The organism is Barnesiella sp. B2-R-119 (assembly GCF_023656675.1).
GTDB lineage: Bacteria > Bacteroidota > Bacteroidia > Bacteroidales > Barnesiellaceae > Barnesiella > Barnesiella intestinihominis.
Map to the genome: position 1 here is coordinate 335,758 of NZ_JAMOKL010000001.1, position 13,724 is coordinate 349,481.

Here is a 13,724-nt window from a genome sequence, read left to right on the forward strand (position 1 = left end):
CTCAAAAATTTCTCTATCCCTCCTTTAATTAAGAAAAACGAATAATTGAAGAAACAGTTTAAACAAACGACCTGTTTAACTTAAAATATAAATTCCTTTTATTTCAATAACGATAATCTCACCGAGATTCCATAATTGCTGTTCGTAATAGGATATGATGAAGAGGATACTAACGGTGTATTAATCTGATGGTCGAAATAAGCCCCTACCGTAATACGTTTACTCAATACATAATTGGCCGTCACTTTCAACATCGTAGTACGAGTTCCACTGGTTGCCTGAGTAAAATTCTGTTCGATACGACGAATAAGAGCCTGATTCTTGCGGAATGAAAAATCGGCATTGATCGTCAAATCGTTGCTAACACCTGTTTGAGACCCTTTCAATTTCAAAATCGTATTAAAATTAGCGATCTTATACCCGGCCCCGATTGTAAAATCGGTTGTCGACGCCTCTACGATTTGTCCGGCTGCCGAATTCAATGTCAACGTGCGGGAATCTTTATACTCTATATTGCCTGTAACATTATTTTTCAGTGTCACCTTTAACCCGATAAGGGGAGCGAACCTCTCGGTTATCATTACCGATGATATATCGAATGGAGAAGAGGGTATGGGATTGCCCGTAAGTTCATCGCGAACGAAACCGAAATCCCCGTCTGATTCCACCCAATTAAGGAACGAAGTAAATGATCCCACAGCATAGGTACACTGGTAAGCATGCGATAGAGTAAACGCTTTAAAGTGTTTCTTTATAAACGGTATTTGCATGAAACCATCGTAAGTAATTCGCCAGTTCGGCAATATAGCCGACAATCCCGGGAACGGAGACAAATCGATTTTACGGGCATCACGGCCAGAATATGCAGCAATAAATGCAGGTATCATTACATCGGCAGAACTACGATTCACACCGCCGTTAGCCGAATCATAGGGCTTATCTCCAAAGCCGGTAGAGGCAATAAAACCTTTATTCGGATAATTGCCCAACGATCCGTAATGCGCTTCTAACCGAGCCGCTATTATTTCCCGATTTTTCAAAAAATCATCGAATGCTTGCGACGAATATCCGTCTTTTGCAGAACTACTCCTAAATGCAGTCTTCAATGCAATATGTGTCTTGGTATAGCTTCCGCCTCGTACAGTCGGCATATCGTCAAACATAAATTGCATTTGAGAACTACGCGTGTCTGTTCTATTTCCTGTCAAGTTTATTTTCAAGCCCCGGATAGGTTCAAGCGCTATTTCGAAATTAAACTCTTCGGTACGACCGATAACCGCCGGACTTATCTGCGTGGAATCACATAAAAGCCAACCACGTTCTTTTGCCCGATATACATAGCTCTCATCAGTAAAACCAAAAGCGAAATCGAGGCCGGGAGCCATAGGACCATACGAAGTCGATTGCCCGAATACATCGCCTACATTCGGGGAAAACAGAGGTAACGAAGTAGTATTGGTCTTACGATAACGCACGCTCGCATTTCTTACCATCATCAATCCCCGTAAAGAATATTCGGCTGCTTCTTTCCAGAAATTACGTTCATTCTTATTCGAAGGAGTAATTATCACATTCAAGCGTTGGGTCCCTTTATCGAGAATCACTACATTATTGGCATCGAGAACTTTCGTCCTCAGAGCCACTTTCTTTCCGGCATCGTCCCTCGCCACAACTTTTACCTTCTTATTGTTGAGATTATGCCTTAAAGTAACCGTAGTATCTTCCCGAAGCAAAATGGTACGTTCGAATTTTCTATTTTTCTTCGCTGCCGCAGCTCTATTATTGGAAGAAAAACGTTTGTTTATCTTCTGCAAATATTTCGACTTATTGTATAATTGTTCAAAATTGAAACGCCCGTCAAAGCTCAACTGCCCTTGATTATTCACCGAGTTACCTAAATCTATTTCCTCTGAAATCTGGGCTCCCCTATCCCAAGTGTATGTAGCGTTATACTTGGCATTAAACGACAAATAATCAAGAACAGGTATCTTGCTGAACGGAGCCGTATACGATGCATTGAAAGTTTGATTATAATTCCACGGTGTTCCCAAATTCTTGATGCTGGTCAACACGGTATCTTTCCATGCTTCGTATTCATCTGGGAAAAGCTGTTTATTCACCACACCGACCGGCTCCTCGATATGAGCGTTCGTCATCGTTTGCAACGAAAGGTTTATCGACTTGGTGAGATTCCATGTCAACGAGAACTGCCGATCCCATAAAAAACTTTTACTTACACTCGTCGGCAATGCCATTCCTCCCGATCCACTCACATCGCGAATCTGCTGTTCATAATAATATCGCGACATATTGGTATTAAACGCAATATTATTAGGCAAATAATTAAATTCCCATTCCTTCAAAAATTTCAAATGCTTAGATTTACTCTTTAATCCCTTCAACGGGACAAAAGGTTTAACAAAAGGAGTATAGGAATAAGTGAAACTACCCCGATAATCGTATGTATTCTCAAATTCGGTAGTAGGGTCTTGTTTCGATTGTCGATTATAAGAATAGCTGATAGAAAAATTAGCCGGATCATAGGGCATAGGATTCTTACTCCTAATATCGAAAGAAACTCCCGACAAACTGAAACTTTCGACAGTCGATTTCTCTATCGAAGCATCACTTATAGAGTCACGCTCGGCTTTACTACCCGCATTGTCCAAAGCATCTTTCAACAAGATATCTTGATCGAGCGGATTGTATTTAGGAGAAGTACGTTGTTCGGTAATCGAATAAAATAACGGGGCTTTCAATTTGACTTTTTCAGGCAAAAAACGCCCTAACTCGACCATCGTAGCTATATTATACTGATAGTAATCGTCTAATCGACGTTCCGTAAGGCTTTGGTCTATCCCCCCAAAACCGACAGTTTCTACATGCCCCGCGATATTCAGCGTAGCAATATCCGACAAACCGAGATTTACATTTGCTTTGGCAGCCCAACCACCCGATTGGTCAAAATCGGTCAAACGCATTTCATTCACCCAAACGACTATATCCTTAGCTGCATTCGAATTATTTCTCACACCGATCATCATCGTACGAACATCGCTCAAAGAAGGATTCCCCACGATAGTCACCTTATTTTGATTTTTATCGGGATCATAACTAGAATAACGAGTTTGAAACGTCACCGTCGAATTATCCATACGCTTCTTTGCATTCCGTTCCAGCTTCAAATCGGTAAACAAAGAAAGAGGGAAATCAAACATATTGGATTGTGGCCAAACCGCTTCCTGATCTTGTGCATTATATGTGCTATAATTACCCGGCTCCGTCAATGACAACGGAACCTCATACTCATAATAATTCGATTTGCTATCGGATCCTAATCGTAAAAATACAGACACATCGCCATCTCGTAAATTAGTTTTATCGTCAATCAGCTTCTCTGCATGTACAAACATCTGTAACCGCTTGTACGTACGCATATCCATACCACTGTTCTTATAAACCGCACGAGCATCTCCCGACTGCAAATCGGTTACTTTCAAAGACATGGCTTGTTCATTAAGCTGAGTTATTTGCGATTGCCCCGGGTCTATGATACGGGTTACCCCCGGAGGTAAAACATAATTAACAGGAACCTGTCCTGCATTCTCCTCAATATTTACCACCGATATATCCATCTTACCCTGAGCCGGAGCATCTCCTTTCAAATTCAAAGCATAGTTATACGTCCGCCATTCACCCCGAACCAATTCCAACGTGGCAAAACGCAAATGTGTCTCACACTCAAAACCAGTCATAAACATGCGGATAAAACGTATCGTCTTAAAATCCTGAATAGATCCCACTTTCTTTTGAGGACGAGACAAAGGGATTTTGAATTGATACCACACAGCTTTTCCTTCTTCACCATTGCGGAGCCGGACGGTTGTCTCCCGTTTATCGGTAATACAGTTTTTTCCCACCTCCAAGCTATCGGGGCATAACGATATGCGGTACTGATAATACCTTTCATATTCGTTCAACGTATTATCCTGATTGATATCCTCCACATCAGGAACGCTTTTGGAAGACTGATAATACGAATCATTCATTTCCTCGGGAGACCGAGAATTGTTTTCTGTTCCGTTATATCGTTTATATCGATCCAATATAGAAGTTTGTGCATCGTCATAATCGTGTCCACGATAAAAATGGTAATTATCCCCGGCCGGATCGTTAAACGGAGAAAACTGATCTTGTCGCATAGCCTCTACTACCGCCGGAGATAGTTTAGTTTCGAGCTTGTTCAAATAATCTCTATAAGATGAGAACCCATATTCCTCGTCATTCGACAGACCGTCTAAACCTACGTCTTGCAAAGCCCGTGCACCACTGGTATTATCGAATGCATAAGTCAACGACTGACGTTTGGATACCTTTCCCCACACCGTAGTCGCTATCTGTGTTGTATCACCGTCGACAGGCAAACCGTTCTCGAAAGACTTCATACCGTCTTTAAGAATATCTTCCGACACTTCTCCCAAATTAAAATACAATTCTCCCCCGTTATGATTAGTCTGATTCTCATCTAAAAACGGATCCATGAGCCAGAACTGTATATATTCGATATTCGATGATTCGAAATCGGTATAATCCATTTTTCGCATAATCCCGCCCCAACGGTTCTCCGGATTCAACAAAAGTCCTTGTGAGTCGATATTATCGGCATCGAGATTGTACGGCCCCCGTTCCTGTGGATAAAATGAAAGGTTCAATGTCTGTAAGGTCGTCGATTCTCCATAATTGATTTCCTTATTGGGAAATATTTCCCGTACACTCACTTCACGTACATAAGGATTAGACAATTGGTCCAAATCATTTTTCAGGTGAGCCGGTATCAATGTCGAGTTTTTCTGAGTAAACATTCTATCGATATAATACCACGATAGCAATGCTCTATTTTGCCCATAACGAATATCATTGGAATAGCGAGCTTCGGGAAACAAAGCATCAGATGAAGGGTCGTACGGAGTGGAAGCCAACGTCCACGAATAAGGAGACTTCAAGTCCAACCCTGTTTGTGTCGATTCGAAATCATCGATATACGATGTTCCCTGCGAGCTGCCGTTTTTGGATTTATGCGGTATCAATTGGGCAAATTCAGCCGTGAGAGCCAACGTAGAAGGAGCTGTTGCGTTTACAGTCGGAATTTTATTCAACAAATTGGTCAACCATAAAAAATTCGTATTATAAGACAAGTTCACTCCCCACAAAGTATTATTCAGTACCTCATCGCCCATATTTACTTTTTCTGTCAGGGACTTTTCAGACAAATGCATAATCGTCGCTCCTACATTAAAATCTTTGGAGAACGCATAATTCAAATCGAGTCCCAGCATTGTCTTACGTTGCATATTGAACATCGATTGATTTTCAAGCGATACACTAATCGGAGTTCCCGCCTCGATTATACTTTGGTTCAATATCGTCACGACACCCATCGCATAATCCACAATATAATCGGAATTTTCGACCAAAGTCATACCTCCGGCAGTAACGACCACCGATCCCCGAGGTACATTCATCGCATTTAATCTTATCTCTGCGCCCGAAGATGCTTTATATTCTCCGGTCATAATAAATTTATTCTTCTCCGATACTTGCTGGGCGATAGTCAATGTCGAATCATACAACTCTTGATAAACATACTTTTCCGCTATCGCCGCATTTCCTATTTTTTCGGCCAAGTGACTACCGAACGGCTCTATGACCGGAAATATAATTCTTCCGTTCGAAGATTGAATCGTATACCCCTCTATGTAGTCAAAAATACCATCGGAATATTCCGACTCATTCGCATCCAAACGGTCGAGGTTCATTACTTGCAACAAAGTCCGATTGGATATATTCCCCTCCGGTATATTATTTACAGCTACCCCCGTAGAATCATTCTGATATTTAATATACAACCTGAATTTATCCTTCTGAACCTGATAGGCCCCCAGCGAATAAACATTTTTCATCATTAAATCCCAAATGGGTAATGAGGTCGATATGGTAGAACCCTTCAACATTTTCAGAAAAAGACATTGATCCGTATCGGTAACATCTCCCGAAAACTCCCCAACCTGATAAACCTGTCCGTTATAAGTATATTCATAAGCGACAGCAATCATCTCATCGGCATTCAGCTTACTTTTCAGAGAGATATAACCCAATTGGGAATTCAAGGTATATTCAGAAGAAGCAAGTTTCCGGGCACTCTCTATTTTCACATAATCCTGCCCCCCCTCGATACCATAAACAGAAAGAGGTTCCAAAGCCTGTGTCACCAAATTGATATTACGAGCATCGGGATAACCGTTTTTAATCTCGGCATACAACGAGTTGGAGTTATTCATCGGATTCTGCTGTGCGGTAGCCGATATCCAATGGTCGTTACCGATATGAACATTTTCGGCCAAATCCATAAAACCGACAATATTCCTCGATTCTTCATAATTGCCTTGTTTATTCGTAATCCAAACTTCTATTCGATTGATACTCACGCCCGATGAGACATAAGGTAGTTTGGAAGCAAATTTATCGTAATTGTCCCTAAAAAAATGAGCTAAGAAAAAGTGCCTGTTTTCGTCATAAGCGTCTGCCCGGATTTCGAAAGGCGTGGTCTGTGCCCCACCACTCGCATTGACCGTTTTCGATTCGGACTGTTGTTGAGAAATAAGAGCGGTAGCCGTCAGTTTACCGAACTGCATAGTCGTCTTTACACCGAATAAAGCCGTACTACCACGTATCAACGACGACCCCGTGGTCATACTCACATTACCGGCTTCGATATTCTTAATAATCTCGTCTTCTTTTCCCTGATATTGTAATTTGAGATTTTTCGAGTCGAAATCGAAAGTCGCATCGGTGTTATAGTTCATATTGAACGACATCTTGTCACCGACTTTCGCCGTTACCGAAGCCTGTATCTTCTCGTCGAAGTCGAAATAAGTCTTCTTTCTGGAACTCATCGGCAGTGCGGGATTATCGAGTTTGTTATGTTTCAATCCCATATTCAACTCGATAGAACCTTGTGTCTTCAATTGTACGCCACCCGGTCCAAAAACTTTTTCCAATGGCCCGAGAGAGAACTGCATATCCAAAAAATTAAACTCCGATTTGCTGTTCTCTGCAAAATTCTGTGCATTTCGTTCCCGATAATACTGCTGCATGGATTTACGCAACGTATAATCGTTATACTCGGCCGCCGACAACATGAAAGGAGTGCAAACATCAACCCCGGCGACTCGGGTATGGATTACATAACAATTCGTTTCGGCATCATACTCTACTTCTGTTTTCAGATTAGAAGGATTTTTCAAATCCATCGGAGCTAACTGCCCGATTTCATCGTACGATTCGGGTGATGTTTTAGTGACAGGATAACGGACTTGTATGGAATCGGATTCTTTATTGCTTTGCGTTGCCGATATACTGCTCGATGAACTTTGCGGATCGGCCGACTGCAAAGCAGCAAAAGCGGAATAGGCTCCTAATCCGCTCACTGCTAGCACAACTATTGTTCCAATCCTTATCCGTCTTCTCATTCGATACTCCTACACAAATTCCCGCCTTTACCCAAAAGGCGACGGCGCCGGTATCAGAGCATTTTCAGAGCCTGCTTAATTACCTCTTCAACTCTCATCGAAGGAGTATCACGCAATAACTTTTGAACTGTTTTTTGCGATTGGGGCTGTGAAAATCCAAGCATCACCAACGCAGCCACAGCTTCCTCGTAAATTTCCGAGGCTGCGGGCGTACTTATTACTAACGGATTGTCGGTAGGTTTTATTTTATCTTTCAAGTCAACAATTACACGCTGTGCAGTTTTAGCGCCTATTCCTTTTACCGACTTCAATAAATTTAGATTCTCCGACGCAATCGCCTGCTCCAACTCAGAAGGATTCAATGAAGACAATATCATGCGGGCCGTATTGGGCCCTACTCCCGAAACAGAAATCAACAATATGAACAGTTCACGTTCGTGACGGTCATAAAAGCCATAAAGCTGATAGGCATCTTCCCGAATCGCTTCATAAACATACAGACGTGTAGCTTGCCCTTTCGAAAGGCAAGAATAAGTATTCAACGAAATATTAAGCAAATAACCTATTCCCATGCACTCCACAACCGCCGTGGCGGGAGTTAAATCGGTAACCTCTCCCGTAATATATTCTATCATATCGTTCTCTTTTTATTCATTTTGTTCAAACTGCAAAGATAGCGAAAGGCGAGTGCAGAGACAAACGGAAATCACATTTCCGTTTTGACTATGCCGAGCCGCATCCTATCTTCGTATTTACAAAGATAGCGAAAGGCGAGCGCAGAGGCAAACGGAATTTTCGGCTCGATATAGTTAATATATTATATATATAATTTTTTATCCATATTTTTTCCTACTTTTGATTCCTAATAAAATATACGTCTCGACATTAAAACCGAGCAACTTATTTGTAACCGCTATCAACCTTTATTACATTTGTATCTAATGAATAAAATTTAGTGTCGAAACTGTTCATCACTTATGTAACAATAGATTTATCACTATACAACAATGAAAAAAGTATTTCTCATTTTCCTTTCTTTGATTTTTATTTTCACGTTTCAAGTAAAAGCTATTACATTGGAAGATATTACTTCCGGGAAATTTCAGTCCAAAGATATAGCAGAGGTTTATCCATCAGCCGATGGCGTTCATTATTTCACAGCGACAAACGGGAATACACGTATCGTAAAATGTGAATACCGGACGGGACACGAAGTCGATACCCTCTTTGACGTAAAAACCGCCAGAGAATGCAATTTGGAACAATTCGACGGTTTTTCTCTCAGCCCCGATGAAAAACATCTATTAATTTATGCCGACTCGGAACCTATTTACCGACGCTCATTCAAAGCCACTTATTACACGTTCGAGATACGCAGGAACTTATTGAAACCGCTTTCCGACGGAGGGAAACAACAAGCTGCCGTATACTCTCCTAACGGCCGAATGGTCGCTTTTGTAAGAGATAACAACATCTTTATCAAAAAACTTGATTACGGTACAGAAGTAGCCGTCACCCGCGACGGAGAGAGAAACAAAATCATCAATGGGATTCCCGATTGGGTTTACGAAGAAGAATTCGCTCTTACTTCTACCCTGCAATGGTCACCGGACGATGCTACATTAGCTTTTGTAAGATTTGATGAAAGCCATGTTCCCGAATATTCTTTCTCTCTCTACGAAGGTTACTGTCCCACATACCCGGAATACACCCTATATCCGGGAAGATTCACTTACAAATATCCGGTAGCAGGCGAGACCAATTCACAAGTATCGGTACTCTCTTATACCGTCGAAACACGAGCCTTAAAAACGATGAAACTGCCTATATCATCAGACAGTTACATACCTCGAATCAAATTTACGACCGATCCGAACAGACTCGCGGTTGTCACGCTAAACCGCACACAAAACGAAATGGATATATACTCTGTCAATCCTAAATCGGGAATCAGCAAACTGCTATTGAGAGAAACAGACAAAGCTTGGATCGAAGAATCTATATTAGACAATATCTCGTTCTATCCCGATTTCTTCGTGATTGCCAGCAGTCGTAGCGGTTATCAACACCTTTTCCGATACAATTATAATGGAACATTAGCTAAACAAATCACCAAAGGCGAATGGAACGTTTCGGCATTTTTGGGTTATGATGAAAAAAGTCGCTCTTATTTTTACGAATCGAATCAAGAAGGCCCCCTTTACAAAGCCATTTACAAAATAAATGAAAAAGGGATAGAAACCAAATTATCGGAACGAATCGGGACAAATCAGGCTTCGTTCAATCCCTCGTGTACTTATTTTATCAACAAATACAGCAACAGCAATGAACCTTTGCTCGTAACCGTATGCGACGCCAAAGGGAAAGTAATACGCACACTGGAAGACAATGCCACGCTAAAAGCACGAATCGCCCAAACCGATTTGCCACGCAAAGAATTTTTTACCTGCCCCAATCACGCAGGCGATCAAATGAACGGTTATATTTTGAAACCCACGAATTTCGACCCCTCGAAACGCTATCCGGTAGTCATGACCCAATACAGCGGACCGGGTTCCCAATCGGTTCTGGATAAATGGACAATAGACTGGGAATACTACTTAGTCAGCAAAGGGTTTATCGTCGCCTGCGTCGATGGGAGAGGAACCGGCGGACGCAGTCGGGCATACGAAACCTCTGTATATATGCAATTAGGGAAACTCGAAACCGAAGACCAAGTAGCGGGAGCGGAATACATGCGGACCCTACCCTATGTAGACGACAAACACATAGGTATATATGGTTGGAGTTACGGTGGGTACGAAACTCTTATGGCCATGTCCACAAGCAACGGTACTTATCAAGCCGGAGTGGCTATCGCTCCGGTAACCGACTGGCGTTATTACGATACGATTTACGCCGAGCGCTTTATGCGTACGCCGAATGAAAACAACGAGGGATACGAACAATCCGCCCCCATTACTCATGCCGAAAAATTAAAAGGAGATTTGTTGATTATATCGGGGACAGCAGACGATAATGTTCATTATCTTAACACATTACAATATTCCGCTGCTTTAATCGAAGCAGGAATACAATTCGATACTCAAATATATACCAATAAAGACCACCATATACGAGGTTGCAACACCCGTCATCATCTGTATACCAAAGTATGTAACTTTTTCCTCGATAAACTGAAATAAAAGGAATAGCATCCCAACCCTATGGAAAAGAAAAAAAGTAACAAAATAAGTTGGTCTACCATCTATTCTTTGGGATTGGTGCCTGCTATTCTCGTATGGGGATTAGCCCCATCGCTTAAAGAAAATGTCATTGTCCTGACATCGATTATCGCCGGTATTATATGGACTATATTCTCCCGGCTTTACATACATTTTTTTAAAGGATGTGGAATAATAGGGTGGATAACAGGGTGGTCTATGATATTTGGAGGAATAACAAAAGCATTCTTGCTCCTTTTCGGGTATTATAATATCCCTATCGTACTTTTTTGGGCTCCCTGCATGGTTGTCATATTATATCTGTTCGAACATCGGAATATACACCCCCCATTCTGTTATCAGTGTATCTTGAAACGAGGAGGGATTCGAGAACGGCATTTACTGGGAGATTTCAGCCGCTATGAAACTCATTATATCGTACGCTTAATTCTAATAGGCTCTATATTAGTAACTATGTTATCATGGATACTCTTTGCTTTTGGCGTGGAAAGGCAAAGCCGTGCCGGGAATTATTTTTACTTCTATTTTCCTCTGGGGTTAAGTATAGCTATCATTATCTTCGAAATTATTCGCCGTCTGCTGATCCAACAACTTATCGAAAGTCACGAGAAAAAATGTAAACGTTATATCAACGACAAAACGAATAATCCCGATATGGATTACTTTTTCACGGTAATTCGTATTATGGTCATAGGTCAAGAAAAAATCTACTTAATCGAAAACAAAGGAGATGAAATAGAATTCAATAGCGGCAAAGGGTTCGATATTCCTATACATCGTTATACAGACTATTGTACGACGCAGGAAGAAGAGGAACAAAAAGCCCGGCAAATCATACGCGAAGAACTTCAAATAGAAAAACCCGATTTACGCCACATATCATCGGCTATCGCCGAAGACTCTTGGCGAAGGGTCGGACATTACGTATTATTTATCTCGGACGAGGATCAAAATAAACTAAACAGATATAACGGCCGCTGGTACACCTTAGAAGAAATAACAAGATTATTCCATAGCAACAGGCTTTACCCTCTATTTAAAGAAATCTATGCCCGTTTCTATACGATTGTCAATACGGCCCGTACCTATTACAGCAATGGAAAAAGGAGATATCCGATAAGAGGATATAAGCCTATCTTTACATTACGTAGAATCAATTTGCTGGATATCGAATTCGATGACCCGGTTTGGCTTTACGTAAGCCGTCACAACGATGACCGCCTTTTATACCGTATAGACAAATGGATTCGAAAAATTTTAGGTAAAAAATGTTCCTCATCAAATTGCTGCGATGCTTGATTTAATCACCATATTGGGTCCCACCGCTTCCGGTAAAACATCTTTGGCGGTGGCGCTGGCCGCCCACCTCGACACCGAAATTATCAGTGCGGATTCCCGTCAGATATATCGTTCAATGGATATCGGTACAGGTAAAGACTTATCCGAATACACCTATGAAGGACACGCTATTCCCTATCATCTAATCGATATTTGCCCACCCGGATATAAATATAATCTATTTGAATATATCCGGGATTACAACACCGCTTACGCAGATATTATCAATCGGGGCAAAACGCCCATTCTTTGCGGGGGTACAGGTCTGTACATAGAAGCCGTACTCAAAGGGTACTCGTTACCCCCCGTACCCGAAAACAAGGCCCTGCGCGAAAAACTTGCTGAAAAATCACTATCCGAATTGGAAGAGATACTCAAAAACTACAAGACTCTACACAACCAAACAGACACCGATACTTGTAAGCGAGCGATCCGCGCCATTGAAATAGCCGAATATTATTCTCGGCAAGAGCCCGAAAAACTTATTCCTAATCCGGTAAAAAACGCTTTGATTATCGGAGTGAACATAGATAGGGAAAGCCGACGCGCCAAAATTTCGCAACGTCTGCGCGATCGTCTCGAACAAGGCATGGTAGCCGAAGTTCAAGGTTTGCTCGACAGCGGCATCGATCCAGAATCTCTCATTTACTACGGGCTCGAATACAAGTATATTACCGAGTACCTCATCGGGCGCACCTCATACGATCAAATGGTTTCATTGCTCGAAATAGCGATTCACCAATTCGCCAAACGGCAAATGACATGGTTCCGGGGTATGGAGCGTCGGGGATTCTCCATTTTTTGGCTCGATGCAGCCCTCTCTCTCGATGAAAAAATAGCTAAGATAGATGAGAAGATAACCCAGTCGGTATAATGCGATACCATATGTTCCATAAATATTAAGAGCTCTTTTCGAGAATACAAAATAAATTTTTACTTGCATATATCAAAAAATTTTACGAATATTGTAAGCAAGAAATTTCACGAAAAGGGAGGCTGTGTAGGGATTAACCTTACTTCATCTTATTTAAATTGAATGTTCATCACACAGTTTGCCTCATGAGTAGTATGGAAGCAAAAGTCGAAATTCTTTGGAATAGCCTGTTGTTAACATGGTCGTATGATTACAGAGTCGCCGGAATCCATACGTTCGATAAAGATGGTTTAGCGATCGGAGAGAATTTGATCGAACGACTGAATCTCGAAACATCGTGGGGAACCGTAACAATTCTGGAAACTACCGATACTTCCATAACTTTTATACACAATGGCACGAAGATAATATTGACCGATGGAGCAAAATATCATTTCGAAGTTCCACAAGTGCTCCCCGGCAGTCAAGGAGATTTTTACATCGAATTGATTTGCTCCCAAGTACGACTCACTCACTGGGACGAATTTTTCGAATGCTCTCGGCAATTCACGGTCGATAAAATCGACTGGGATCTCATGCAAGACGGCGATGTAGACTCTGCTTTACTCATTGCCGAATCTATCGCCGAACAATCACCGGAGTCGCTCGAAATTATCGCAGAATATATGGCCGTTGCTGATAATCTGGGTAGTACAGAGGCTCACGAATGGTTACGCGACTATTACAGTCCCAGCGATATTGCAGAACCTTACTGTTAAC

General features: G+C 41.6%; 6 protein-coding genes. 4 read left to right on the forward strand and 2 right to left on the reverse strand.

From position 1 onward, the window contains the following. Positions 1-98 precede the first annotated feature (98 nt). Complete coding sequence (gene sov, locus NBH06_RS01260; RefSeq protein WP_250792388.1) at positions 99-7,529, reverse strand: T9SS outer membrane translocon Sov/SprA; 7,431 nt, start codon at positions 7,527-7,529, stop codon at positions 99-101. A gap of 53 nt (positions 7,530-7,582) precedes the next feature. After that, positions 7,583-8,164 carry a Holliday junction branch migration protein RuvA gene (ruvA, locus tag NBH06_RS01265; RefSeq protein ID WP_021892080.1) on the reverse strand — a complete coding sequence of 194 codons (582 nt, stop codon included), beginning with the start codon at positions 8,162-8,164 and terminating at the stop codon, positions 7,583-7,585. A 372-nt stretch (positions 8,165-8,536) separates the two neighbouring features. On the opposite strand from ruvA, the gene NBH06_RS01270 reads away from it, so the two are divergent. The 4 genes from NBH06_RS01270 (at position 8,537) to NBH06_RS01285 (ending at position 13,723) form a co-directional block, all read left to right on the forward strand. After that, positions 8,537-10,714: a S9 family peptidase gene (locus tag NBH06_RS01270; RefSeq protein ID WP_250792392.1), complete on the forward strand. Its 2,178-nt coding sequence runs from the start codon at positions 8,537-8,539 to the stop codon at positions 10,712-10,714. A 21-nt stretch (positions 10,715-10,735) separates the two neighbouring features. Continuing rightward, positions 10,736-12,052, forward strand: a complete 1,317-nt coding sequence (locus tag NBH06_RS01275) for a hypothetical protein (protein ID WP_250792393.1) — start codon at positions 10,736-10,738, stop codon at positions 12,050-12,052. Further along, positions 12,045-12,965 carry a tRNA (adenosine(37)-N6)-dimethylallyltransferase MiaA gene (gene miaA, locus NBH06_RS01280; protein WP_250792394.1) on the forward strand — a complete coding sequence of 307 codons (921 nt, stop codon included), beginning with the start codon at positions 12,045-12,047 and terminating at the stop codon, positions 12,963-12,965. Before NBH06_RS01275 ends, miaA begins: the two co-directional genes overlap by 8 nt. A 185-nt stretch (positions 12,966-13,150) precedes the next feature. After that, entirely contained in the window at positions 13,151-13,723 is a 573-nt protein-coding gene (locus NBH06_RS01285) for a hypothetical protein (RefSeq protein WP_250792395.1), read from the forward strand. Position 13,724: the final 1 nt, after the last annotated feature.